The following is a 24,023-nucleotide window of genomic DNA, read 5'->3' on the forward strand; positions in this document are numbered from 1 at the left end:
ACCCGCGCTCGCACACCGGGCAGCGCCGTCTCTTTCTGAGACTTCCCCGCCGTTCCGCCGGTCCTCGACCAGGCTCTACGGTGCAGCACGGACACGGACAGGCGGGGGCGAAGATGGCACGCGATCGACGATCGACCGAGTCCGACAACACCCCGATGGTCGCCCGCTGGGGCACCGGTCACCCGTCGGCACCGCTGGTGGTGGCCCTGCACGGTAACGGCACCAGCGAGCACTCCATGATCGAGATCGCGCCCTGGCTGCCCCACGGACCCGTCGCCTACCTGGCCGTGCGCGCCCCCATCGAAGGCGACTCCGGCTTCATCTGGTTCGACGAGTCCGGCCCCGACGACCTGGCCGGCACCACCCGGTGGCTGCTCGACTGGCTCGAGACCGAGGGCGACCCCGACCGGCCGATCCTGCTGTTGGGCTTCCGCGACGGCGTCACCGTCGCGGGCGCGATGATGCTCGAAGCGCCCGACCGCTTCGCGGGTGCCGTCCTGCTCTACGGCGCGCTGCCCGACGGCCCCGCCACGTCGCTGGTGCGGGGACGGCTCGCGGGGATGCCGGTGTTCCTCGCCCACGGCACCGGCGACACGCGGACCCCCACCGACCGGCTGCTCAGCACGTGGAGCTGGCTCTCCACGCAGAGCGGCGCACCGCTGTGGGCCGAGCGCGGACCGGGTGGCGCGCAACTGGCGGGCGACGTCGTCGGGCACGCGGGCACCTGGCTCGGCGACCGGCTCGACCACCTGCGCGCGCACGGCGAGAACCCGCTGCCCGACGGCGACGAGCCGGACTGGCCGATCGGGCGGCTCCCGGAGCGGGTGGGGCCGCCGCCGAAGGTCACCACGGTGACCCCGCAGCACCAGGAGTCGCAGAACGCTCCGGCGCACCTGCAGGCCGAGCTGTGGAAGCGCGTCGTGGCGCTCGACGGCGTCTCGACGGCGCCGGCGACGGTGGGCGTGGCCGGTACCCGGTCGCTGCTGCTCGACCGGGAGCACGCCGAGGGCCCCGACGCGGCGTTCGTGCTGCCCGCCGAGGGCGAGTTCGCGCACCTGCACCCCGAGTCCGACGGCAGCCTCCACGTCGCGCTTCCCGACGCGCTGGCCTACGACGCGCTGGCCAAGGGCTGGGCGGTGGCCCACCCGCTGGCCGGGGTGCGGGTCAGCGCCGGCATGGTGCTGGTGCCCGGGCCGCGCGACGAGGGCGAGGTGGAGATCGTGGCGGGGATCGTCGCGGCATCACACCGGTTCGCGGCGGCCGGCTGAGCGCTCCGCACCCGCAGCGGAGCTGCCGGCTCCGGCCCGCCCCACCAGCCCCGCGATGCGATCGGCGATCTCCGGCCACAGCTCCCGGGGGATGTTGTGCCCCATGCCCTCGAACACCACCAGCTCGGCCCCGGGGATCGCCGCAGCGGTGGCCCGGCCGCCGCTGACGTCGACCATCGGGTCCGCGGCCCCGTGGACGACCAGCGCCGGCACGTCGAGCTGCTGCAGCAGCGGGGTCCGGTCGCCCGACGCGATCGTCGCGACCGCCTGCCGCATCATCCCGGCGTCGTCGGGAACGGCACGCTCGTAGATCCGCCCGGCTCGCTCCCGCACCTGTGCCTCGTCGAGGACGAACCCCGGAGACCCGGCGACGCGCAGCGTGGCGACCGCCCGGTCCATCGCCTGCCCCCGGTTCGTGGCGGGCGGCCCGGCGAGCCGCTCCCACGTGCCGGGCCAGGACTGCCCCACCGCCGGGTCGCCGCTCGTGGTGCTGATCGACGTCAGCGAGCGGACGCGGTCGGGGTGTTCGATCGCCATCGTCTGCGCGATCTGGCCGCCCATCGACACCCCGACGGCGTGCACGCCGTCGATCCCCAGCGCGTCGAGCAACCCGATCGCGTCGGCCGCCATGTCCGACAGCGTGTAGGCGGCCGAGGACAGGTCTCCCGCCAGCGCGGCCGGGAAGTCGGGGACGGGGGCATCCGACAGGTGGGTCGACCTGCCGATGTCGCGGTTGTCGAACCGGATCACCTGCACACCCCTGTCGACCAGCGCGGCGCAGAACCCTTCGTGCCAGCCGAGCATCTGGGCGCTCAACCCCTGTATCAGCAGGACCGCGGGCGCGCCCACGTCCCCGAAGCGCTCGTAGGCGATCCGGAGGGAACGGCCGATGTCGACAACCTGCTCGGGATCCGCCGGTGCGCTCACGGTGCGGCAGTGTGGACCCCCAGCCGGGACTTGCGGCAAGTCCACGGATCGGTTCCACTCTGAAGTGGGGCGAGACGCGCCGACCTGCATCGATACGCTGGGTCGTGGCCCCACCCCCCACGATTGGGGATGGGCCGGTCGCCTCGGCGCGCTATCGTGATCTCTCTCGATCGGCGTCGCGTCGCAGCACAACGCCACGGCGAAGGGAAGGTCGTGGCGCCCAGAGCTCACACGCAGGCCACTCACACGCAGGCCCGGGGCCGCGCCGGCGTCGGCGTTCGGAGCAGCCACCTCAACATCCCGGAGATGTACCTCCGGGTGATCTACGAGCTCGGCGAAGAAGGGATCGAGCCGCGTCAGATCAGGATCGCGGAACGCGCGGGCACGTCGGCTCCCACGGTGAACGAGACGACCGCCCGGATGGAACGCGACGGGCTGCTGAGCACCACCTCGGACAGGCCGCTCGCACTGACCCCGGTGGGGCAGGCCCGGGCCATCGCGGTGATGCGCAAGCACCGGGTCAGCGAGTGCTTCCTCCACCACACGGTGCACCTCGACTGGGAGGACCTGCACGTGGAGGCCTCCCGGTGGCAGCACGTGCTCAGCGACGTCGCGGAGCGCGCCATCCTGCAGGTGCTCGGGTTCCCGACAGTGTCACCGTTCGGCAACCCCATCCCCGGCATCGACGCGCTGATGGGGCGGGCCGACTCCGGGATCAGGCCGTGGCCCGACACAGCGCGCCACGGCACCCGGCTGCACGAGTTCGCGCGGCGCGGCGGTGGCCGGGCCACCGTCGTCCTGCTGCCGGAAGGCCTGCAGTCCGACCCGACCGGATTGGCCGAACTCCGCACGTCCGGGATCCGGCCGGGCCGGACGATCACCGTGTTACCGGCCCCGTCCGACGACTCCGCCGTCACCGTCGCCGGCGCACCGGCGCATGCGGCCATCGCACCGGCGGTCGCGCGCGCGATCGTCGTGCTGGCCGGGTAGATCTACCGATCCGGCGCCCGCCGGCACCGGAGATGACGAAGGTCGCCGACCGGGTGGTGGGCATCGAGGACGGGCGGCTCGTGCGGTAGGTGGCGCCACCGGGATCGGCCGAGCGCCCACTGGTTCCCTCTCGATCATGAGTAAGTAGGCGTTCGGCGGGCGGGCCCGCGGCGAGCGCCCACTGGTTCCGTCTCGATCATGAGCCAGTGGGCGTTCGGTCGGCGAGCAGGACGTGGGCGCCGCAGGACTGGATCACCAGCACCGTCCCGGAGCCGAGCCCCAGCCGCGCCTCCCGTAGCCCGACGTCGCGGGCGTCCAGCGACCGCAGGCGCGCCGCCAGCGTCACGCACACCGGCGCGAGGTCGGCCGCTGTGATCGTGTCGGGCAGGTCCGGCCACGGCGTGGACGCTGCATCACCGAGGCCGGCGGCACCGATCGGCGCGATCCGGCAGTGCTCGTTGAACGGCGCGGTTGCGGCCTGTGCAGCGACGTGGTGCAGGTGCGCGAGCGCCGCCGGCTCGTCGGCGGTGTCGATCGGGACGGCTGCGGCCGCGGGGTCGTCGACGAGGTCGTGCACCCAGTTCCGGTTCCCCGGTGCCCAGTCCGTGCCCGGGGCCGCGACGAGGGTGAGCGACCGGCGGTTGTCGGTGACCACCGGCTCGGGTGCGGAGCCGGTCGCGCCGACGTCGACGGCCGGCGCCTCACGGCCGTCGACGTCGGCCGCACGCACCAGCTCGTCGAGCGTCACCGCGAACCGGCGCGCCCCCGTCGGCAGGGCGACGTCCCACCCGCCGGCGCCGGGGCGCACCCGGATCCCGCGAACGGTCGAGAGCCGCTGCGCCGCGCTCGCGACGAGCGCGGCGCTGCGGGGTCCGGCCAGCCACGGCCACGTCCAGTCCTTGACCGACCGTCGCCCGCACGATCCGCACACGGGCTACTCCGCCACCTTGGCGAGCGCCTCGTCCTCGGCGCGGGTCGCGTTGGGCACGTCGACCCGGCACCCCATCATGAGCAGGCCCGACAGCGCCGTGCCGCCTGCGCCCACCACCAGCGCCGCGATCGTGATGTCGGTGCCTGCCGACAGCATGCTCGTGATGATCACGCCGCCGACCACGGCACCGATCTGGCCGAGGCTGTTGACGAAGGTCGTGCCGGTGGCGCGGGTCTTCGTGTCGAACGAGTCCGCCATGTAGTAGAGCAGCGCGCTGTAGGCGCCGATCTGGAAGAACAGCCCGATGCTCATGAACAGCACCACGGCCACCGCGCCCTGGGCGAGCGTCGTCATGACGGCGAACGAGATCCCGCCCAGCACCCACGCGATCGCGATCAGGTTGCGGCGGCTGAACCGGTCGCCCAGCCAGCCGTGGAACACGTAGCCCACGAACGCCACGAGGTTCGACAGGATCAGGATGATCAGCGCGTTGCCGAACGTCACGTGCTTGCCCTCGGTCAGCACCGTGGTGCCGAGGATGCTGAACGTGAGCGTGCCGAACCAGTTGAAGAAGAATGCCAGCGACAGGAACAGCGTGTTCTTGAACTTCCCGTCCGCGAAGATGGCGGCCAGCGGCACCCGCTGCGGGGTGATCTCCACGTGGTAGGTGGCGGCGAGCTCGGCGGCCTCGTCCGCCTTGCCCTCCTTCACGAACCGGCGGATCCGGTCGTGCACCTGGAACTGCGGCGTCTCCTTCATCCGCGCCCGCATGAAGATCAGCAGGATCGCCGGGAACGTCGCGATCAGGAAGCTGCCGCGCCACCCCACGAACGGCAGGAAGATCGCGACCAGCGCGGCCGAGAGCAGCACGCCGACGGGCCAGCCGCCCTGCACGATGCTGTAGAGGAAGCCGCGGTTGCGCTTGATGAACCGGTCGTCGGTGACGTCGTAGATCTCGTTGAGGTAGGTGGCGTTGATCGCCTGCTCGCTGTAGCCCAGCCCGGCGACGCTGCGCACCCCGATCAGGTACGCGGGGTTGAACGTGAGGGCCGTCGCCGCCGAGGCCACGGCGGTGCCGCCGATCGTCAGCATCATGCCGCGGCGGCGCCCGATGCGGTCGGCGATCACGCCGAGCAGGATCGCCACGACGAACGTGCCGACCGAGACCCACGTGTTGATCGCGGTGCTCTGCGCAGCGTCCCAGCCGAAGTCCTTCGCCATCTCCGGCAGCATCGTGCCGAAGAGCACGAAGTCGTAGACGGCGAAGATCCAGGCGAAGAAGGCCACCACGGTGGCGTAGCGCGCGTTGCGCGGCGTGATGACGTTCGGCTTCCAGGAACCTGCTGGCGTCGTCGTCATGACGCGTCCTCCGACCAGGGTTGGGTGGCGTCGAAGTCGTCGGCCATCTCGTCGAAGGTGGCCCAGCGGATCCCGTCGTGCGTGTTGATGTAGTCGATGAGCCGCTCGAGCATCAGGAGCACCTGCGGGCGACCGGAGACGTCCGGATGGATCGTGAAGGTGAACGTCGCCTTCTCGTTCTCCCGGTAGACCCAGTCGAACTGGTCGCGCCACATCTCCTCGAGGTGGCGCGGGTTCACGAAACCGTGGCTGTTGGGCGCGGTCTTGATGAACATCATCGGCGGCAGGTCGTCGAGGTACCAGTTGGCGGGGATCTCGATGAGCGGCGTCTCCTTGCCGCGCACCAGCGGCTTCATCCAGGTCTCGGCGGGCTGGGAGTAGTCGATCGGGGTCCACGAGTCGCCGACCCGCACGCGGTAGGGGTGGAAGTCGTCGTGCATGAGCGAGTGGTCGTACTTGATGCCCCGCTCGAGCAGCAGCTCGTTGGTGACGCGCGAGAACTCCCACCACGGCGCGACGTAGCCGGTGGGGCGGCGGTTCGTGACGTTCTCGATGAGCTCGATGCAGCGGTCGAGGACGGCCGTCTCCTGCTCGCGGCTCATCGCGATCGGGTTCTCGTGGCTGTAGCCGTGGATGCCGACCTCGTGGCCCTCGTCGACGATCCGCCGGAACTGCTCGGGGAACGTCTCGATGGAGTGGCCCGGCACGAACCAGGTGGTGGTCAGATCGTAGCGGCGGAACAGGTCCAGCAGCCGCGGCACTCCCACCTCGCCCGCGAACATCCCGCGCGAGATGTCGTCGGGCGAATCCTGCCCGCCATAGGAACCGAGCCATCCGGCCACCGCGTCGACGTCGACGCCGAAGCCGACCAGAATGTCCTTCGTCATGATCATCATCTCCCGTTCATCGAAGCGTGTGCGAGATGGGCCGCCACGGCCAGCCGCGCGGCGTCGTCGGAGTCGGTGGTGCCCAGCGCGGCGATGAGCAGGATCCGCAGCTGCGGCGCGCGGTAGGTGCCGCCGAGCAGCGCGCCGGCCGCGACCAGGTCGGCGCCACCGCCACCGCCGTAGATCGCAGCGGTCGGCCCGTCGGCGACGCGCGTGCTGAGCACCACCGGCATGCCGTCGCGCAGCAGGGCGACCAGCGCCGTGGTCAGGCGCTGCCCCGCGTTGCCGACCCCGGTGCCCTCGACGACGACGCCCCGGCACTTCGCGGCGACGACGGCGTCGAGCGCCACGGTGTCGACGCCGGGGTAGGCCGCGACGATGTCGACCCGGACGTCGTCGGCGGCGAAGCGGTCGAGGTCGAACCGCGACGGGTGCACCGGGCGCCGCTCCACGCGGACGCCGCCCGCCACGATCGTGCCGAGCGGCCCGGCCGGGGCCGAGAAGGCCGCGCTGGCCAGCGTCTGGGTCTTGCGGGTGCCCGGCGCCGCCCAGACCCGGCCGTCGAACACGATGACGACGCCCAGCCCGGCGGCCCCGACATCGGCGGCGACCGTGATCGCGTCCTGCAGGTTGCGGGCCCCGTCGCCGTCCTCGGCATCGGCCGTGCGCTGGGCCCCGGTGAGGACGACGGGCTTGCCGGAGTCGAGGAACAGGTCGAGGAACAGCCCCGTCTCCTCCATGGTGTCGGTGCCGTGGGTGATCACGACGCCGCGCACGGCGGGGTCGGCCAGCAGCTCCCGCGTGCGGGCCGCGCACTGCGCCAGCTGCGCGATCGTGAGGTTGAAGCTGTTGACCTGCAGGAACTGCTCGACCTCGAGCCGCACTCCCACCGGCGGGTCGATGCTCGCGAGCAACTGCTCGCCGGGAACCTCGGCAACGGCCCCACCGACCCCGGCACCGCGGCTGGCGATCGTGCCACCGGTCGCGAGGACCACCACTCTCTGCACCGAAGGCCTCCTCGTCCGGGCCGGAGAAGCTCTGGCGACCGCCATCAGCCAAACGTTTGGCTTGCCGCGGGCCAGGCTAAGCGCAATCGTTTGGCGATGTCAATGCCCGACGGCCGACGCCGACGTCGGGGTGCGGCATCATGGGCACGACAGTGGGGGTGGGCATGACCGGTCCGAGCGACGGACCTGCGAACGGGCCGGACGGCCGGGTGACGCTGCGGACCGTCGCCGACGCGGCGGGCGTCCACACCTCCACCGTCTCGCGGATCCTCAACAAGCAGCTCGGCGCATCGAGCCACACGGCGTCACCGGCAACCGTCTCCCGCGTGCTCGCCGTCGCGAAGGAGCTCGGCTACACCCCGAACCCGAACGCGAAGAGCCTGCGCACCCGGCAGACCAAGCACATCGGTGTGCTCGTGCCGACGCTCTCGGACCTGGTGCTCGCCACCATCTACGAGGGCATCGAGGACGCGGCGGAGCGCCACGGCTACTCCACCTACGTCACCAACTCGCTCGACGACCCGGAGCGTCGCGAGCGCCAGACCGAGACCATGCTCGCGCGCCACCCCGACGCGATGATCTTCGGCGACGCCGAGCACCACAGCGACTTCCTGCAGCGCCAGCAGGACCGCGGCATCCGGTTCTGCCTCGTCTCGCGGCGGGTCGAGGGATTCCTGTCCAGCACCACCGACGACTACCTCGGCGGCTGCCTCGCCGCCCGTCACCTGCTCGAACTCGGCTTCACCGACGTGGCGGTGCTGGCCGGCCAGCCCTACGCGAGCACCGCGATCGACCGCACGGCGGGGTTCACCGACACCTACCGCAGCGCGGGCCACCCCGTCCCGCACGACCACGTGGCGTGGGGCCCGTTCGACACCGCGGGCGGGCGCTCGGCCATGCAGACGGTGCTGGCCACCGGCGCCACACCCGACGCGGTGTTCGCCACGAACGACTTCGCCGCCATCGGCGCGATCGGCGGGCTGCGCGACGTCGGGCTGGTCGCCGGCGTCGACGTGGCGCTCGTCGGCTACAACGACGTACCCCTGGCCGAGGCCCTCCCCACCCCGCTGACCACCATCCACTCCCCCCGCCACGAGATGGGTCGCACGGCGGTGGAGCTGATCGTGCAGCTGCTGCGGGGAGAGCAGCCGGAGTCGGTGCGGCTCACGCCGGAGCTGCGGGTGCGGGAGTCGACGCTCGCCGCCCGCCCCCGCAGCCGGGCCTGAGTCGACCACGCGCGGTTGATCGCGTGTCCGAACCGTCGCCGACCGTAACGGCACCCCGACTTCGCCCGAGTGATGCCCAACGCCGCGAAAAGCACACCGATGAGGCGTGCGGACGAGCTCAGTGGAACCGTCATCGCCGGGTCCCTGCGGCTCGATCTCACACGCACCTACGGGGGCCGGGCGTCGTACTCGATCACCATTGCCGGCGCGCCTTATGCAGGGCGGGGCGCCCTCACCCCGGACCTGTCGTGCGTCGTCGTCACCGGCAGCCACGACGCCAGCCGGGCGATGCCGCACCACCTCACCTGCTGGCGCCCCCTCGACCCCCTCGTCCTCTCGGTCCGGATCCCCGAGGGCGACGACGGCAACCGGTTCATGACGTTCGGCGTGGCCGTCGACGACGAGGGTTGTCACGCAGTGGGCGCCGGCTCCGACGGCCGCGCCCACATCTGGGATCTGCATTCCGGGGGCCCTGACCACGATCGACGCCGATCCGGTGCAGCTCACCAGCGCTGTCGGGCGGCCCGGCCACCGGGCTGTCGTCGGCGGGCTCTCCGGTGAGCTGCTCGTCCTGGACCTCACCACCGCCACCGTCGGCGCCCGGGCCGCGCTCGACTGCAAGATCACCGCGCTGGCCTGCGACGGTCAGATCGTCGCCGTCGGGGACGGAGCCGGCAACACGCACGTCGTGGCGCTGCGCGAGGACGTACCGCCACCCGCGCCTCCTGGACCGCCTGCTCGGCCGCTGAGCCGCCACCGGAGCTCAGCGGGTCAGGCGGTCCAGGAACGCGATCAGCAGCGCCTCCCGCAGGCGGGGTGGTGCGGCGTCGAGCAGGGCGTTCACCGGCGCCATGCGCTTCGGGACCGACACCGTCCCGCTCTCACCGGCCAGCCCGGCGACCGCCAGCAGGCCGTCGAACGCGGCGTCGTCCAGCGCTGCGGGGTCCAGTGCCGCCGCGGCGGCGCGCAGCTCGGGCGCCACCACCACCGGTCCGGAGGCGACGGCCGCGGCGACCGACTCGCGCAGCGCCACCACGAAGTCATCGACGCTGCTCGCCGTCGCGGCGCACACCGTGAGGTGCAGCGTGGCGGGCAGTCCCCGGAACGCCATCTGCGGCTGCACGAACCAGCCCCGCTCGCCCATCTCGTCGCTGAGGGTGAACACGTCGAGGGCCTCGTCGGTGGCCACGGCCAGCAGCGAAGCGTCGGGCTCGGCGGCCAGGCGCAGGTGCTCGGTGGCGCGCACGGCATCGGCGAGCGCCCGCGTGGCGTCGAGCGTGGTGCGGACGAGCGCGCGGTAGCCGTCGACGCCGATGTGCTGCGTCACGGCCCACGCGGCGGCGAGCGGACCGCCCGAGCGCGTGGACTGCATCGTCGCGTTCAGCATCGTGTAGCCGGGCCAGTCGGCGCTCGCGAAGAACTGCGGGCGGCGCAACCCCGGATCGCGGTGCAGCAGCAGCGACACACCCTTGGGCGTGTACCCGTACTTGTGCAGGTCGGCCGACAGGCTGGTGACGCCCGGCACGGCGAAGTCCCACGGTGCTGCGACGTCCGCCCACGGCAGCACCCACCCGCCGATGCACGCGTCGACATGACAGCGCACACCCCGCTCGGCCGCCGCCGCGGCGATCGGCGCGACCGGGTCGATCACCCCGTGCGCGTAGGACGGCGTCGAGACCGCCACCAGCACCAGCCGGTCCGCATGCGCGTCCATCGCCGCCACCATCGCCGCGGGCACCGCGCGCATCGTGGTCGGGTCGACGTCGACGGCCACGAGCTCGACGCCGAAGTAGTGCGCCGCCTTGTGGAACGCGCCGTGCGCGGTCGCCGGAACCACCATCGCCGGCCGCTGGACGTCGGGGTGCGCGTCCCGGGCCGTCTGCACGGCCAGCAGGATCGACTCCGTCCCGCCCGAGGTGACGGTGCCGACGGCGCCCTCGGGCGCGTGGAACAGGTGCCGCGCCAAGGCCACGAGGTCGCGCTCCATCGCCGCCAGGCTGGGGAACGCCGTCGGATCGAGGCCGTTGGTGGCGCCGAAGCTCGCGAGCGCCGCCCGACCGACCGCGTCGGCGTCGGCCAGCCCGGAGTCGTAGACGTAGGCGAGCGTGCGGCCGCCGTGGGTGGGCAGATCGCCTGCGCGCAGCGCCTCCAGGCGGGCCAGCACGGGTGAGTCGAGCTCAGGCACGCGTCGTCCTCTCGTCGAGTGCGTAGCCGCGCAGCGGCCAGAGGCTCAGTGCGATCAGCACCGCCGGGACGAGCGTGAACCCGACGGCGATCGCGGTCAGCGCGCCGGGGGACTGCACGGTCGCCCCCGCGGAGCCCGTTGTGGACGCCGCGTACCCGCCGATGCTCAACACCAGCCCGTACAGACCGGGGCCGAGCGCGAGCCCGAGCGTCTCCCCCGCCGTCCACAGCCCGGTGAAGACACCGGTGCGGTTCACGCCGGTGGCGCGGGTGGCCGCAGCGGCCACATCCGGCAGCATGGCGAGCGGGCACACCTGCGTGCCCGCGTAACCGATGCCGGCGATCCCCGCGGCGACGTAGGCGAGCCACCCGACGTCGCTGCGCACCGACCAGAGCGCCAGCACGCCGACGACCAGTACCACCGTCGAGGCCAGGTAACCCGCCTTCTTGCCCCGGTGCGCCGTCCAGCGCTCCCACAGCGGGCTGACCAGCAGCGCAGGCCCGACGAACGCCGCGAACAGCACCGACGACGACGCCGGGTCGGCGAGCAGGTACCGGGCCACGTACGCGACCGCGGCGAGCAGCGCCCCCACCCCGAGGGCCTGCGCGACGAACGCGACCAGCAGCCGCCGGAAGTCCGGCACGGACAAGACGATCCGCAACTGCTCGCGCAGCGGCCCCGCCGACGCCTCCGTCGGCTCCTCGACGACCCCGCTCGTCGCGAGGTACGCCCCCATCGTGCCGAGGAGCAGCAGCACCCCGACGTAGATCCCCATCGCCGGGTAGCCCAGGCCCGAGACGACGAGCGGCGCCGTGGCCCCGGACAGCAGGATCGCCACCGCGATCGCGGCGACCCGCCACGTCATCATCCGGGTGCGCTCGGCGGCGTCCTGGGTGATCTCGGCCGGCATGGCGTTGAACGGCACCTGGAAGAACGCGTAGGCCGTGGCGCATGCGAGGAAGGCGATCACCACCCACGTCGCGGCGAGCGGCGGTGGCGCCGCCGGTCCGGCGAAGATCAGGGCGAAGGTGATCGCCAGCGCGATGCCCGACCACAGCAGGAACGGCCGGCGCCGCCCGCGCGACGAGCTGCTGCGGTCGCTGATGCGGCCCGCGATCGGGTTGAGCACCACGTCCCATGCCTTGGGCACGAAGACGATCAGCCCCGCCACCGCGGCCGCCACCCCGAGCGTGTCGGTCAGGTAGGGCAGCAGGAGCAGCCCCGGCACCGTGCCGAAGGTGCCCGTCGCGATGCTGCCCAGCGCGTACCCGCGACGCACGCGGGTGGGAAGGACCATGGGCGAGACGCTATCGATCTCGGACCCGCAGTGGACAGGTGTCAACGGTGCAATGCGGTCTCCTGTTGCGTGCGCGAGAGCTTCTCGGGGTTGCGCACGACGTAGAGCCCGGTGATGAGGCCGTTGTCGATCCGCACCGCCACCACGTTGTCGATCTCCCCGTCGATCCGGACGATCAGCGCCGGGGACCCGTTGACCTGCACGGACTCGAGCGTCACCACGCCCTTGACCCGGGGCAGGCCGGCGGCCAGCACCCGGGCCACCCGATCCGCTCCGACGACGGGTCGCAGCAACGCCTGCTTGACCCCGCCGCCGTCGCCCAGCATGACGACGTCCGGGGCGAGCAGGTCGACCAGGCTCTGCAGCTCACCCGTCTCGACCGCGCGGCGGAACGCCTCGAGCGCCCCGCGGGACTCGGCGGCCGTGACCGCCACGCGCGGCCGGCGGGCGGCGACGTGCGCCCTGGCCCGATGCGCGATCTGGCGAACGGCCGGCGGGCTCTTGTCGACGGCTTCCGCGATCTCGTCGTACTCCACGCCGAACACCTCGTGCAGCACGAACACCGCGCGTTCGGTGGGCGCGAGCGTCTCCAGCACCAGCAGCATCGCCATCGAGACGCTGTCGGCCAGCTCGACGTCCTCGGCGACGTCGGGCGTGGTCAGCAGCGGCTCGGGCAGCCATGGGCCGACGTAGGACTCCTTGCGCCTGCCGAGCGTGCGCAGCCGGGTCAGTGCCTGCCGCGTCGTGATCCGGACCAGGTACGCGCGCTGCTCCCGCACGGTGTCGAGGTCGACACCCACCCACCGCAGCCAGGTCTCCTGCAGGACGTCCTCGGCGTCGGCGGCCGACCCGAGCATCTCGTAGGCGACGGTGAACAGCAGGTTGCGGTGGGCGAGGAACGCCGCGGTGGCGGGGTCCGGGCTGTCGGGCGGCATGCCGACCATGGTGTCTCCTCTTCGCGCGCGACGGTCACCCATGGGACGCCGCGCTCCCCCGTGCTGTGACACCGGGGCGGTGTAACCCACGTCACGCCGATGCGCCGTCACGCGCGGCGGCCGAGCGGCATCTGGTGTTCGTCCACGCAGTTCCGCACCACCCACGAATGAGGACGACACCATGGAATCCCGTCTCGACCTGTTCACCACCGAGATCGGCGGCAAGATCGCCAAGCGGATCGCGAACGTCGGCATGCTGATCGCCCAGTCGACGCTGCCGACGTCCACCCAGGAACTGGTGCAGCTGCGCGTGAGCCAGATCAACGGCTGTGCGTTCTGCGTCGACATGCACACGAAGGAGGCCACGGCCGCCGGTGAGACCACGACCCGGCTCCACCTGGTCGCCGTGTGGCGCGAGGCCACCGTCTTCACCGAGGCCGAGCGGGCGGCCCTCGCGTTCGCCGAGGAGGGGACGCGGCTCGCCGACGCCCACCACGGCGTCTCCGACGAGACGTGGGACCAGGTGCGCAAGCACTACGACGACGAGCAGACAGCCGCTCTGGTCGCCGTGGTCGGGATGATCAACGCGGCCAACCGGTTCAACGTGATCGTGCGCATGCCTGCGGGGTCCTACGAGCCGGGCATGTTCGCCAGCATGCTCAGCTGATCGGCGGGGCGGGCGGGGCGGATCGCGGTGGGGCGGGCGGAATCTGTAACTCTTCGAGGTCGCCCAACGACCCAGGGTGTCGTGGCTCACGATCTTCTGTCCAAGGGTGCGAACGTCTCGCTGGTACATCGCTCGTCCGTCGAGGAGAGCCGGGTGCACGCGGTGGTCAGGTGGTCGGATCCCGATGGTGCGGCCGACGTCGACGTGTCGGCGCTGCTACTGGGCGTGGACGGCCGCGTACGCGGCGACGAGGACTTCATCTTCTTCAACGCGCCGACCAGCGTCGACGGCGCTGTTCGGCTGTTGGGGAAGCGCTCCGCCGACGATCGAGCGGAGGACCGCATCGCGGTCGATCTCGAAGCACTTCCCGGCGAGGTCAGCACCGTGGTCATCGCGGCGAGCCTCGATGCTGCGGAGGGCATCGGCTTCGGCGACGTCGGTGACCTCTCGGTCGAGATCCTCGATGTCGGCGGTGCCACGCGCGCCCGGTTCGACGTGCACGGTGCCGGCCCGGAGACCGCCATGGTGCTGGGCGAGCTCTACCTGCGCGGCGACGAGTGGAAGTTCCGCGCTGTCGGTCAGGGCTGGGACTCGGGGCTGGCCGGGCTCGCCACCGATCACGGCATCACCGTGGACGAGGCAGCAGACCCCGGGACCGACCCGGCCACCGACACCGCGGCTCCAGCGGTGGTGGTCGATCCGCTCGTCCACGCGGAGAGCGGCGATGACGACGACCACGTGGATGCCCTGCAGGAGATCATCTCGACCGCGGGTGACGACACCGGTCTCGTGGAACTGCCGCCGAGCGTCGACGCCGATGAAGTCTCCGAGGCCGTTGCCGTCGAAGGCGGCGCCGTGGCGACCCCCGCCGCGGAGGCAACGGCACCCCCCGCGCGCGCCGGTGTGCGAACCCGCAAGAAGCGGACCACCTCGGCGATGCTGCCCGCCTTGACGCTGGCGGTCGATCCGAGCTGGCAGCCGGCCCGGCTGTTCTCGGTGGTCGGGCAGGGCAGCGCCGAGGAGAAGGAGCGACGCGCCACCTCGACCCTGCTGTCGACCATGATGGCGGTCCGCGACTTCGGCCGCGCTCTCGTCGCCCGGTTCGGCGGTCCGGCCGGATCTGTCGAGGCGTACCTCGAGGTGCCCTTCAAGCTCGACGAGCGCACCGTGATTCCGGACGGCGTGATCCGCGTGGCGCGTGCCGGCCGGATCTGGACCGCGCTGCTGGAGGTCAAGACCGGCGTCGCAGCGCTGCGCAACGAGCAGATCGAACGCTACCTGGACCTGGCCCGCCAGCAGGGCTACGACGCCGTCGTCACCCTGTCCAACGATCTCGCTCCGGTCGGTGATCTGCATCCCCTCCGGATCGACGGCCGCAAGCTGCGCAAGGTCGCCCTGCATCACATCTCCTGGTCGGAGGTGCTGCACGAGGCGCAGATGCAACTCGCGCACCGCGGCCTGGACGACCGCCTCCAGGCGTGGGTCCTCGCCGAGCTGATCCGCTACCTGCAGCACCCCGCCTCGGGTGCGGCCGGATTCGACGACATGGGCGCCGCATGGGTGCCGGTCCGCGATGCCGTCGCGGCCAGCACCCTCCGTCCCTCCGACAGCAAGATCGGGACTGTGGTCTCGTCCTGGGAGAAGCTGATCCGACACGTCTCCCTCACCATGACCAGCACGCTCGGCGTCGCGGTCACTCCCGTGCAGCCACGCAAGCTCGCCCGCGACCACGGTGCTCGCTCGCAGGCGGCCGCCGCCGAACTGTCCGGCTCGGGCACCCTGTCAGCCACACTCCGGATCCCGGGGGCAGCCGGTCCGATAGCGGTGGTCGCCGACGTGCGCACGGCCCAGATCCGCACGTCGATCCTCGTCGACGCTCCGCGCGACGGCGGCGCGCAGCGACGCATCAACTGGATCCTGCGACAACTCACCGAAGCCCCGGACACCCTCACGATCGAAGTTCTCTTCGCTCGCCGCGAGCAGACTGCCTGCGAGTTGCTGCGTGACGTCCGAACCGACCCCACTGCACTGCTCCCCGACGCCGCGGCCGAGATCCGTGCCTTCCGGCTCACCGCCTCGGCGGCGATGGGCACCAAGCGCAACGGGCTGCGCAAGGCGTTCGTCCCCAGCGTCAACGACGCGGTCGACGCCTTCTACGCGCGCGTCGTGCAGGGCCTCAAGCCCTCTCCCCCACGGCTGCCCGTCGATGTCGCTGCCGACGCGATCACCGCCGTCGACGCCGCCACCGGCCGCTGACCCCGACCCCGATCGGACCGCGCGCGCCCATGACACGTTCGACGACCGACTCCGTCGCACAGGAGCTGCAGTTCCACGCCGACGAAGCGTTGATCCTCACCACCTTCCAACAGGTCATGATCGGACGTGACCTGATTGCCGAGAAGACCCCCGCCCGGCAGCGGGTCAAGCTCCGCTACCGCGACGATGTCGCGCGTACTGCCGGCGAGACCTACTGGTCTCGCAGCGACAGCCTCCCGCTGTGGGCCCGAGCCGATGCCGAGGCGCTCGCAGCGAAGGTCCCGGCCCACCAGCGTGCGCTGATCGAGTCCGCCGCCGTCACGTGCGGAGCGCAGGTCACGTCCCGCTCGCGGGCGATGCTGATGATGATCGAGCTGTGCGCCTACCAACCGTGGGGTGAGGACGCGGCGTGGGTCGCCCGGGCGCGACGTGACGCGCTCACCACGATCAGCGGGCACCTCTCCGCGCTCCGGCCGGGCGATCTCCAGGCGGTGACCGAGGAGTTCGCGTCGGTGTCGCGCGCGGTGTCGCGCCGCAACGTGCGGTGGGGCAGGCTCGTGGCGGCGTCGGCGGCCGGGCTCGTCCTCGGGGTGGCCACGATGGGCGTCGCCGCTCCCCTGATCGGCGCCGCCGTCGGCGGAGCGCTGGGCATGAGCGGAGCGGCGGCGACGTCAGCCGGCCTCGCCTTCCTCGGCGGGGGATCCCTTGCCGCTGGCGGACTCGGCATGGCCGGTGGCACCGCGCTCCTGACCGGCGTCGGGGCCATCGGTGGTGCCGGCGCGGTGGCTGCCGGTGCCAGGTGGAGTGGATGGAGCGCCGGCCAGATCGTGATAGAGGCGATCAAGCTCGACGTCGTCACCCGGCTGGTGATCCTCGACGCCGAGGGTGACGACGAGAAGGCTCGCCGCGTCGTCGAGGGCCTGCAGGCGCGTCTGGACGAGGTCACCACCAAGATCGGCCTCCTTTCCGAGCGGCTCAGCGGACTCCGCGCCGAGAACCGCCTGCTCACCGCGGAGAACGAGCGGCTCCGCACGCAGCTGGAAGCGGAGCGGGACGACGCCGCCATGGCCGAGGCTGCTCTCCAGGTCGTCATCGACAGGTTCCCCGTCCATGGCTGAGATCGACGACGCGATCCGGCGGAACCTCGACTCCCAGCACCGCAGGCTCGCCGCGATCGAGGAGCACCTCGATCAGCTGCTGGCGGGCGAGACGACCCCAGCGGATCTGGCCGTCCCGCCCGCACGGCCCGAGACCTACGAGTCCCTCACCGCCACCAACGACGCCCTCCGCGCCGAGCACGGCTGGGGCCGGATCGATCTCGACGACGCGCTCACCGATCAGGCACTCGCCGAGTTCGAGCTGTGGCGCCGGCGCCGCCGGACCCGCTGGCAGCTCGACGACATTCTCGCGGTGGCGGTCGCCGGCGCGGTCGGGATCGCTGCCACCTGGTTCGACACGTCCATCGACGCCGTCGTTCGGGACCGGCTCAAGGCGCTGAGCGACTCACCCTTGATCAGGCGGTGGGAGAGGGATGCCAAGGGCCTGCCCATCGACTTCACGGGCAAGGGTTTCGGCGGCCCCCTCCACCGCGTCCGGTCGGCGGGCCACGACATCGGCCGCCCGTTCGAAGCGCTCCGCCAGATCCGTGAGGGCAGATTTCACGGCTTCACCTGGGATCACGGCGAGCGGACGGAGTTCATCACCGACAATCTCCGCGGACATCGATACGAGCCGGTGACGAACCTGCCCGAGGCCCTGACGCTGTGGGGAAAGCACCTGGTCGCCGACTTCGTCACCGTCACCAGCCTGCCGCTCCCCGGCTGGACCAGGCTCTACGAGCAGGACAACCGCATGCTGCGCACGTTCGCCCATCAGGCGTACGGCAGTGGCGCCAACCTTCGCTCCTTCAGCGTCAGCACGCTGCCCGTCATGACCACCGAGATCACGGTGCGCACCCACGTCCACGGACGCGCCATGCTCGCCAGGGGCTCGGCGGTACTGCGCCCGTCCGAAACCGCGCTCCGCGCCGAACTGCTCCTCGCCGGCCACGCCCTCGTCGGAGCCACGTCCCTCGGCAAGACCCTCACGACGAGCATCGCCGCAACACCGGCAAGCGGGTTCCGGCACATCAACTGGCCGGTGCTGATGAGGGCAGCGACGACGTCACTCGACGTCGTCCGCGATGCCCGCGCACGTCGCTCCACCGCCGCGGGTTGGGACGACCTGCTGGGCGGCCTCGCAGAGCCATGGCAGCTCGATGAGGCGACCGCGGCCGAAGAGGCCTTCGACGCGAAGCAGGATGTCGAGTAGTCGTGCGCGGCGCGGCGGCTGGCACGATGATCACGTGGCCAGCCTCCCTGCCGACACGTCACTGCGGGATCGGGCATGAGCGAGAGCCGGCCCGCCGTCGATCTCCTCGCCGACATCGATCCGGCGCAATGGTGGGACGACTCGGACTACGCGCTGCGGACCTACGTCTCCCCGGCGCCGGCCGATGAGCTCGTCATGCTGGTGGAGGAGGAGCTGGGCTACCGGCTTCCGGCGTCCTATGTGGCGATGATGCGTCGGCACAACGGCGGCATACCCCGCCTGACCTGCTCCCCCGCCCCGTCGCCGACGAGCTGGGCAAGCGATCACGTGGAGCTGTCGGGCATCTTCGGCATCGGTCGCAGCCTGCGCTACTCGTTGTGTGGTGCGATCGGCGGCCGGTTCATGGTCGAGGAGTGGGGCTATCCCGAGCTGGGGATCTACGTCGCCAACTGCCCGTCCGCCGGTCACGACATGATCGCCATGGACTACCGCGACGTCGGTGCGGCAGGTGAGCCGCGGATCGTGCATGTCGACCAGGAACGGGACTACGCGGTGACCGAGCTGGCGCCGACCTTCGCCCAGTTCGTTCGCGGCCTGCGCGACGCGCGCGACTTCCCCGACAGCTGAGCGTTGCGGCGGCCCGTCCCTCGCGTCTGCCCGCACCGCGTCCTGATGCAACCCGGCGGCCGTCCGGTACGTCCTGTTGAGGTCGGTTCTCACCAGGGGGAGATCTCATGAAGAAGATCGTCGGCGTTCTCACTGCCGCACTGCTGGCCTCGTTGTTGAGCGGGGCGACCGCTATCGCGGCGCCCGGCTCGTGCGACACCGCGTGGGGCAGCGACCTCAGGAGCGTCCTGGCCGGGGCCACCGCCGAGGTGCAGCAGGTCCGCGCCGGCACCGACACCTGCTGGGATCGTGTCGTGATCGACCTGGCCGGACCGGCGTCGGGCTACCACGTCCAGTACGTCGACGAGGTGACCCGCGAGGGCTCCGGTGCCGTGGTGCCGGTGCCCGGTGCCGCCAAGCTGCAGATCAACCTGAACAACCCGGTCCCGTCGACCTTCGACGTGAACGTGGCGGTCGACGGCTACCCGACGCTGCGGTCGGTGGTCTACGCCGGCGGCTTCGAGGGACTCGCACTGGGCGTCGGGGTGCGGGCGCGGCTGCCGTTCCGGGTGTTCACGCTGACGGGACCGGATCGGATCGTCGTCGACATCGCGCACCGCTGGAGCTGACCGCTCCATCGCGGCGTCGTAGCCCATCGACCTGGGGCACGGAATCCGCTTGATCGCAACCCTGCCGAAGGCATGAGATCCGCCAAATCGCAAATCTCACCGAGGGCACACAATTGGCCGTTCGGCAAATCTGCCAGAGGGCATACGGGCCACTCGAATCGCAACATTCTTGACAATAAACACGAAGCTTGACAGTGCCGCGACACCTTCTTATCGTTCAGTCGCTCAAGCCCTCGACGATCGATATCCGAAGGTGTTCATGACCACTCCTGCCATGTTGCCGAAGCTCAGGCAGCAGTTGATCCTCACCGTTCTCATGTTGTGCTCGCTGCTGATCTGGCTGGACAACACCATCCTGAGTGCCACGCTGGAGACCCTCGCCGACCCGGTCCGTGGGCTGGGGGCCGATCCCGGTCAGCTGCAATGGGCGACCGGTTCGTACACGCTGGCCTTCGCCACGTTGATGTTCACCGCCGGCGCATTGGGTGACCGCTTCGGTCATCGGACCGTGTTCGCCGGCGGGTTGGTGATCTTCGCCGGGTCCTCGCTGTGGGCGGCGTACGCAAGCGACGCCGGCCAGCTGATCGCGGCTCGAGGCGCAATGGGGGTGGGCAGCGCGCTGATCACACCCGCCATGCTGGCCATCCTCATGTGGACCTTCACCGGGCCCGCGCGGGCCGCCGCGATCGGCATCTTCTCGACGTCGGCCGGTGTCGGAATGGCTGCCGGTCCGGTGCTGGCGGGGTTCCTGCTCGATCATTTCTGGTGGGGCTCGGTCTTCCTCATCAATGTCCCGGTCGCGGCATTGGCGTTGGTCGGGCTCGCCCTGCTGGTTCCGAACTTCCGCAGCCCCACCCGGCGGCCGCTGGACCCCGCCGGAATGCTGCTGTCGATCTGTGGGCTCGTGGCGCTGGCCTACGGGTTGATCCGGGCGGGACAGGTGACCGAGTGGAGCCGCCCCGACGTCTGGGCGCCGATCGTTCTGGGCCTTGTTCTGCTGGCCGGTTTCGTCCTCGCCGAACTGCGCGCCAAGTCGCCCGGCTTCGATCCGCGACTGCTCGCGCAACGCGCCTTCGGTGGCGGCAACGTGGCGCTCGGACTGCTGCTCTTCGGGGTGGCCGCCGTTACCTTCTACAACGCGTTCTACCTGCAGGGCGCGCTCGGGTTCTCGCCGATGCAGGCGGGGCTGGCCAACATCCCGACCGCCGCCGGCGCGCTCGTGGGGGCACCGCTGGGCACCCGCCTGGTTCGCCGCCTGTCGCTGCGCCCCGTCGCCCTGCCGGCGCTCGCCGTGGCTGCGCTGACCATGGGCGGGTACGGATTCCTGGGACTGCAGACCCCGCTCGCCTGGATCGAGCTCCTGTTGCTGGTGCAGGGTCTCTCGATCGGCATGGTGATCGGCCCCGTCACGGCCGCATTGATCAGCAACCTGCCGCTGGAACAGGCCGGTGCCGGATCGGCCGTCACCAACACCGTGCGACAGACCGGCAGCGTGATCGGGATCGCCGTGGGCGGCTCGATCATGTCGATCGGGTACCGCCGCGCGATCGAACCCTCGCTCGCGGGCGTACCGGGTCCGGTGCAGGATCAGGCGCGAGTCTCGGCCGAACAGGCCCGCCACGTGGCCACCGCCATCCACCGGCCCGATCTAGCTCAGGCCGCTGACAATGCCTTCATCCACGCCATGCACGTGGGCGCGGGCTGGATCGCGGTCATCGCACTACTCGGAGCAGCCGTGCTGCTGATCACCCTGCCTGCCGCCGGAGAGCGGGTGCGTCGGCGCGAACCTGCATCGGCGGCTGAGGCAGTCAGGCGTAGATGACCAGTCGACATACCCACCGCGAACGACGGCCATCACGGGATCGGTCAGCGCCGCTGAGCGGCCGCGGAGCGACTACACCGCCTACGACCCGTGTGTTCACGTGGACAAAGCGGCGGACCCCGACGCCGTCGGTGAGGATCTTGATGCGTACCCCCGTCAAGCCTCTGACCTGGGGATGTTGCTCCTCCGACTGGACTCGAACCAGTAACCCTGCGATTAAAGATATCCGCACTAGCGAGACTCGTCATCGTTCAGCATCGATCGCCTGTATTGCCCTCTGACCTGGCGACGAATTCCTGATAGAGATCAAGAATCTGACGTTCGGTCTTCGTCACTTGTCGAGGTTCGTCAGCCATAGCCAGGAATAAACCAGGAATGACGTAGTGTCAGGCCGGAGAGGTACCCAAGTGAGAGGCGGGACTGTGGGTCGCCCAGCACTGGACATCGGAACACACGGCAAGGTCCGCACCTACGCGGCAGGAGACGTGTTCCGGTCCCGCTGCTACGTCAGAGACTTCGACGGCGTCGTGCGCGAGTGCGAGCGGACGGGGAGATCCCGAGCTGCGGCCGAGCGGGCCCTCTCCACAGCTCTGCGGGATCGGGCTCGGATCGACGCACACGCCGAAGTCACGGCCGACACGAAGTTCGCGGCCGTCGCGGAGTTGTGGTTTGCCGACTTCCAGCGGAAGGACCGCTCCCCCAACACCCTGCAGGCCTACCGGGATCGCCTCGACAAACAGATCCTCCCGGCACTGGGCAGCGTCAGGGTCCGCGAACTGTCCGTGGGGCTCGTCGATCGCCATCTGCGCGCCGTGGAGGCCAAACACGGAGCCGGCCTCGCCAAGCAGACCAAGACCGTCCTGGGGCAGGTCTGCGGGCTCGCCGTCCGCCACGACGCGTTGACCGGCAACCCGGTCCGGGACACCTCGCCCATCTCCACCAAACCGAAGAAGGCACCACGGGCGTTCACCGAGGAACAGGGCCTGCAACTGCTCGCCTTCCTCACCTACGACGACCAAGCTATCGCTCGCGACATCCCGGCCTTCGTCGCAACGATGCTCGCGACCGGCATGCGGATCGGAGAAGCCTGTGGGGTGTTGTGGCGCTCCGTCGACCTCGACGCCGGCAAACTGACCGTCGAAGCCACCGTCATCCGACTCAAGGGTCAAGGCCTCTGGCGTAAACCCGAACCGAAGACGGCCTCGAGCAACCGCACGCTGAAGCTGCCGGACTGGTGCGTTGCGATGCTGAGCCTGCGTCGCGACACGTTCGAGGCGACGCCCGAACGACCGGTGTTCCCGTCACCGAGGGGCATGCTGCGGGACCCTTCCAACACGGCTGCCGATCTCAAGGACGCATTCCAACTCGCCGGCTTCGAATGGGCCACCAGCCACGTTCTGCGCAAGACAGTCGCCAGCCTCCTGGACGCCAGTGGCCGCAGTGCCCGCGACATCGCCGATCAGCTCGGCCACGCCCGCCCCTCGATCACCATGGACCGCTACATGGGCCGGAAGACCGTGACCAGCCACAATGCCAAGGTCTTGGAGGCCTTCGGTTGAAGACCCCGATCTCGAGCCCAGGACCTAGAATCCCATCGTTGGAGCTCTCTGCCCGGCGAGGGGTACTTGGTCGACCGTCTACTCGTCGAAAGATCGAGTTCGGTTGCGGGCGAGTCCCGAAAACCGCTCGTCAGGGCTTCGTGACCTGCGCCAATGCGTTGCGTCACCGCCCGCCGTCTCTTGTCGTGACAGGCCTGTCCGCATAGAAGGTCATGCATAGATAACATCGTCCACAATGGATGAAAGCCGTCGAACGATCACGGCGGACTACGTCATTGGCTCGCCGGCCGGCGCAGCCAGCTGCGCGTGATCGGAGCATCGGCGATGGCGGCAGCCCGACGCTGGGCGGTGCGCTCATTCCCGACCGGTTCGGCCTCCCACCGACCGGCTGACAACTGCATCCTTGCCCGACTGGGCTACGTGCGATTACGCCTACCGTTCGTGTCAGCTTACGGAGATGCGGGGTTGGGTCTGCTCGGTGACCCGACCCGTCGTGCCATCTTCGAGCTGCTCGCCCGCGGTCCGCGGTCGGTTCAGCAGCTCGCCGACCAGTTGCCGATCAGCCGTCCCGCGGTGTCCCAACACCTGCGGGTACTCAAGGACGGCGGGCTGGTCGTCAGCCACGCCGAAGGCAATCGCCGGATCTACCGCCCCAATCCCGAAGGCGTCACGGCGCTGCGGACCTGGCTGGACGGGGTCTGGAGCGACGCCCTGACCGGTTTCCACAAGGTCACCGAGACAGCGACGCCCCCCGATCCCGGACAGGACATGCCATGACCACTTCTGCGCCGATTCCCCCGATCACCGGCACGGTCACCGTCGCGGTACCGATCGATCAGGCCTTCGAGGTGTTCACCGGCTCGATCAACTCGTGGCGGCCACACCAGTTCCACATCGGAGCGGCCGACGTCGCCGAGGTGGTCCTGGAACCCGGCGTGGGGGGCCGCTGGTTCGAGCGCGGTGTCGACGGCACCGAGTGCGACTGGGGCCGCGTGCTGCTCTGGGAACCGCCGCACCACCTGGTGTTCACCTGGCAGATCAACGGCACGTGGCAGTTCGACCCCGACCCCGGGCACGCCAGCGAGATCGACGTCTGAGAATGACAACCCCATCTGGCCCCACTGTGATGGTCTGATCTGGCCCCACCCTGGCTCGTGCGGGG

The 24,023-nt window shown here is 70.7% G+C and carries 22 protein-coding genes; 14 read left to right on the forward strand and 8 right to left on the reverse strand.

What is annotated here, in order from left to right; translation table 11 throughout:
- Positions 1 to 113 precede the first annotated feature (113 nt).
- The gene (locus ACFPFQ_RS03355; RefSeq protein WP_379614590.1) at positions 114 to 1,268 is read left to right on the forward strand and encodes a phospholipase; all 1,155 of its coding nucleotides are present in this window, start codon (positions 114 to 116) and stop codon (positions 1,266 to 1,268) included.
- Here ACFPFQ_RS03355 and ACFPFQ_RS03360 read toward each other — a convergent pair.
- Positions 1,242 to 2,195 (reverse strand): alpha/beta fold hydrolase, encoded by a 954-nt coding sequence (locus ACFPFQ_RS03360; RefSeq protein ID WP_379614592.1) that lies wholly within the window; start codon positions 2,193 to 2,195, stop codon positions 1,242 to 1,244. The genes ACFPFQ_RS03355 and ACFPFQ_RS03360 overlap by 27 nt on opposite strands.
- A 306-nt stretch (positions 2,196 to 2,501) precedes the next feature.
- On the opposite strand from ACFPFQ_RS03360, the gene ACFPFQ_RS03365 reads away from it, so the two are divergent.
- Positions 2,502 to 3,185 (forward strand): metal-dependent transcriptional regulator, encoded by a 684-nt coding sequence (locus ACFPFQ_RS03365; RefSeq protein WP_379614594.1) that lies wholly within the window; start codon positions 2,502 to 2,504, stop codon positions 3,183 to 3,185.
- Between the two features lie 196 nt (positions 3,186 to 3,381).
- Here ACFPFQ_RS03365 and ACFPFQ_RS03370 read toward each other — a convergent pair whose 3' ends face one another.
- Genes ACFPFQ_RS03370 through ACFPFQ_RS03385 form a run of 4 tightly spaced genes read right to left on the reverse strand, consistent with a single transcriptional unit; the run spans position 3,382 to position 7,369 of the window.
- A complete protein-coding gene (locus ACFPFQ_RS03370; protein WP_379614596.1) occupies positions 3,382 to 4,116 on the reverse strand; it encodes a hypothetical protein in 735 nt (244 codons plus the stop codon).
- 3 nt (positions 4,117 to 4,119) lie between these two features.
- Positions 4,120 to 5,475 carry an MFS transporter gene (locus tag ACFPFQ_RS03375; protein ID WP_379614598.1) on the reverse strand — a complete coding sequence of 452 codons (1,356 nt, stop codon included), beginning with the start codon at positions 5,473 to 5,475 and terminating at the stop codon, positions 4,120 to 4,122.
- A complete protein-coding gene (locus ACFPFQ_RS03380) occupies positions 5,472 to 6,362 on the reverse strand; it encodes a polysaccharide deacetylase family protein (protein WP_379614600.1) in 891 nt (296 codons plus the stop codon). The genes ACFPFQ_RS03375 and ACFPFQ_RS03380 overlap by 4 nt, the downstream gene beginning before the upstream one ends.
- 5 nt (positions 6,363 to 6,367) lie before the next feature.
- Positions 6,368 to 7,369, reverse strand: coding sequence for an asparaginase (locus ACFPFQ_RS03385; RefSeq protein ID WP_379614602.1), 1,002 nt, complete (start codon positions 7,367 to 7,369; stop codon positions 6,368 to 6,370).
- Between the two features lie 140 nt (positions 7,370 to 7,509).
- Here ACFPFQ_RS03385 and ACFPFQ_RS03390 point away from each other — a divergent pair, with 140 nt between their 5' ends.
- Complete coding sequence (locus ACFPFQ_RS03390; protein WP_379614604.1) at positions 7,510 to 8,595, forward strand: LacI family DNA-binding transcriptional regulator; 1,086 nt, start codon at positions 7,510 to 7,512, stop codon at positions 8,593 to 8,595.
- A gap of 99 nt (positions 8,596 to 8,694) precedes the next feature.
- Positions 8,695 to 9,156: a hypothetical protein gene (locus ACFPFQ_RS03395; RefSeq protein WP_379614606.1), complete on the forward strand. Its 462-nt coding sequence runs from the start codon at positions 8,695 to 8,697 to the stop codon at positions 9,154 to 9,156.
- 202 nt (positions 9,157 to 9,358) lie between these two features.
- Here ACFPFQ_RS03395 and ACFPFQ_RS03400 read toward each other — a convergent pair whose 3' ends face one another.
- From ACFPFQ_RS03400 to ACFPFQ_RS03410, 3 genes are read right to left on the reverse strand one after another with little or no spacing between them, the layout of a single operon-like run.
- Complete coding sequence (locus ACFPFQ_RS03400; protein WP_379614608.1) at positions 9,359 to 10,780, reverse strand: pyridoxal phosphate-dependent decarboxylase family protein; 1,422 nt, start codon at positions 10,778 to 10,780, stop codon at positions 9,359 to 9,361.
- Complete coding sequence (locus tag ACFPFQ_RS03405) at positions 10,773 to 12,077, reverse strand: MFS transporter (RefSeq protein ID WP_379614610.1); 1,305 nt, start codon at positions 12,075 to 12,077, stop codon at positions 10,773 to 10,775. Before ACFPFQ_RS03405 ends, ACFPFQ_RS03400 begins: the two co-directional genes overlap by 8 nt.
- Before the next feature lie 41 nt (positions 12,078 to 12,118).
- Positions 12,119 to 13,021 carry an RNA polymerase sigma-70 factor gene (locus ACFPFQ_RS03410; RefSeq protein WP_379614612.1) on the reverse strand — a complete coding sequence of 301 codons (903 nt, stop codon included), beginning with the start codon at positions 13,019 to 13,021 and terminating at the stop codon, positions 12,119 to 12,121.
- Positions 13,022 to 13,193: 172 nt separating this feature from the next.
- Here ACFPFQ_RS03410 and ACFPFQ_RS03415 point away from each other — a divergent pair, with 172 nt between their 5' ends.
- The 10 genes from ACFPFQ_RS03415 to ACFPFQ_RS03460 all read left to right on the forward strand — a co-directional run bounded on the left by ACFPFQ_RS03415 (position 13,194) and on the right by ACFPFQ_RS03460 (position 23,958).
- Entirely contained in the window at positions 13,194 to 13,679 is a 486-nt protein-coding gene (locus ACFPFQ_RS03415; protein WP_379614614.1) for a carboxymuconolactone decarboxylase family protein, read from the forward strand.
- An 81-nt stretch (positions 13,680 to 13,760) separates the two neighbouring features.
- Positions 13,761 to 15,935, forward strand: a complete 2,175-nt coding sequence (locus ACFPFQ_RS03420) for a TerD family protein (RefSeq protein WP_379614616.1) — start codon at positions 13,761 to 13,763, stop codon at positions 15,933 to 15,935.
- Positions 15,936 to 15,964: 29 nt separating this feature from the next.
- On the forward strand, positions 15,965 to 17,053 hold the full coding sequence (locus tag ACFPFQ_RS03425; RefSeq protein ID WP_379614618.1) for a hypothetical protein: 1,089 nt from the start codon (positions 15,965 to 15,967) through the stop codon (positions 17,051 to 17,053).
- Positions 17,046 to 18,245, forward strand: a complete 1,200-nt coding sequence (locus ACFPFQ_RS03430) for a hypothetical protein (RefSeq protein ID WP_379614620.1) — start codon at positions 17,046 to 17,048, stop codon at positions 18,243 to 18,245. The genes ACFPFQ_RS03425 and ACFPFQ_RS03430 overlap by 8 nt, the downstream gene beginning before the upstream one ends.
- 75 nt (positions 18,246 to 18,320) lie before the next feature.
- Positions 18,321 to 18,872 (forward strand): SMI1/KNR4 family protein, encoded by a 552-nt coding sequence (locus tag ACFPFQ_RS03435; RefSeq protein ID WP_379614622.1) that lies wholly within the window; start codon positions 18,321 to 18,323, stop codon positions 18,870 to 18,872.
- 107 nt (positions 18,873 to 18,979) lie between these two features.
- Complete coding sequence (locus ACFPFQ_RS03440) at positions 18,980 to 19,480, forward strand: AMIN-like domain-containing (lipo)protein (RefSeq protein WP_379614624.1); 501 nt, start codon at positions 18,980 to 18,982, stop codon at positions 19,478 to 19,480.
- 259 nt (positions 19,481 to 19,739) lie between these two features.
- Positions 19,740 to 21,302, forward strand: coding sequence for an MFS transporter (locus ACFPFQ_RS03445; protein ID WP_379614626.1), 1,563 nt, complete (start codon positions 19,740 to 19,742; stop codon positions 21,300 to 21,302).
- A gap of 485 nt (positions 21,303 to 21,787) precedes the next feature.
- The gene (locus ACFPFQ_RS03450) at positions 21,788 to 22,861 is read left to right on the forward strand and encodes a site-specific integrase (protein WP_379614628.1); all 1,074 of its coding nucleotides are present in this window, start codon (positions 21,788 to 21,790) and stop codon (positions 22,859 to 22,861) included.
- Between the two features lie 441 nt (positions 22,862 to 23,302).
- Complete coding sequence (locus ACFPFQ_RS03455; RefSeq protein WP_379614630.1) at positions 23,303 to 23,638, forward strand: ArsR/SmtB family transcription factor; 336 nt, start codon at positions 23,303 to 23,305, stop codon at positions 23,636 to 23,638.
- Positions 23,635 to 23,958 carry an SRPBCC domain-containing protein gene (locus ACFPFQ_RS03460; RefSeq protein WP_379614632.1) on the forward strand — a complete coding sequence of 108 codons (324 nt, stop codon included), beginning with the start codon at positions 23,635 to 23,637 and terminating at the stop codon, positions 23,956 to 23,958. Before ACFPFQ_RS03455 ends, ACFPFQ_RS03460 begins: the two co-directional genes overlap by 4 nt.
- Positions 23,959 to 24,023 lie beyond the last annotated feature (65 nt).

Source organism: Pseudonocardia sp. GCM10023141 (assembly GCF_042653605.1).

Coding starts and splice junctions, on each gene's coding strand:
- ACFPFQ_RS03355 (WP_379614590.1), top strand. CDS start 114: ATGGCACGCGATCGACGATCGACCGAGTCCGACAACACCCCGATGGTC.
- ACFPFQ_RS03365 (WP_379614594.1), top strand. CDS start 2,502: ATGTACCTCCGGGTGATCTACGAGCTCGGCGAAGAAGGGATCGAGCCG.
- ACFPFQ_RS03375 (WP_379614598.1), bottom strand. CDS start 5,475: ATGACGACGACGCCAGCAGGTTCCTGGAAGCCGAACGTCATCACGCCG.
- ACFPFQ_RS03380 (WP_379614600.1), bottom strand. CDS start 6,362: ATGACGAAGGACATTCTGGTCGGCTTCGGCGTCGACGTCGACGCGGTG.
- ACFPFQ_RS03390 (WP_379614604.1), top strand. CDS start 7,510: ATGGGCACGACAGTGGGGGTGGGCATGACCGGTCCGAGCGACGGACCT.
- ACFPFQ_RS03395 (WP_379614606.1), top strand. CDS start 8,695: ATGAGGCGTGCGGACGAGCTCAGTGGAACCGTCATCGCCGGGTCCCTG.
- ACFPFQ_RS03405 (WP_379614610.1), bottom strand. CDS start 12,077: ATGGTCCTTCCCACCCGCGTGCGTCGCGGGTACGCGCTGGGCAGCATC.
- ACFPFQ_RS03410 (WP_379614612.1), bottom strand. CDS start 13,021: ATGGTCGGCATGCCGCCCGACAGCCCGGACCCCGCCACCGCGGCGTTC.
- ACFPFQ_RS03415 (WP_379614614.1), top strand. CDS start 13,194: ATGGAATCCCGTCTCGACCTGTTCACCACCGAGATCGGCGGCAAGATC.
- ACFPFQ_RS03425 (WP_379614618.1), top strand. CDS start 15,965: ATGACACGTTCGACGACCGACTCCGTCGCACAGGAGCTGCAGTTCCAC.
- ACFPFQ_RS03430 (WP_379614620.1), top strand. CDS start 17,046: ATGGCTGAGATCGACGACGCGATCCGGCGGAACCTCGACTCCCAGCAC.
- ACFPFQ_RS03435 (WP_379614622.1), top strand. CDS start 18,321: ATGAGCGAGAGCCGGCCCGCCGTCGATCTCCTCGCCGACATCGATCCG.
- ACFPFQ_RS03440 (WP_379614624.1), top strand. CDS start 18,980: ATGAAGAAGATCGTCGGCGTTCTCACTGCCGCACTGCTGGCCTCGTTG.
- ACFPFQ_RS03445 (WP_379614626.1), top strand. CDS start 19,740: ATGACCACTCCTGCCATGTTGCCGAAGCTCAGGCAGCAGTTGATCCTC.
- ACFPFQ_RS03460 (WP_379614632.1), top strand. CDS start 23,635: ATGACCACTTCTGCGCCGATTCCCCCGATCACCGGCACGGTCACCGTC.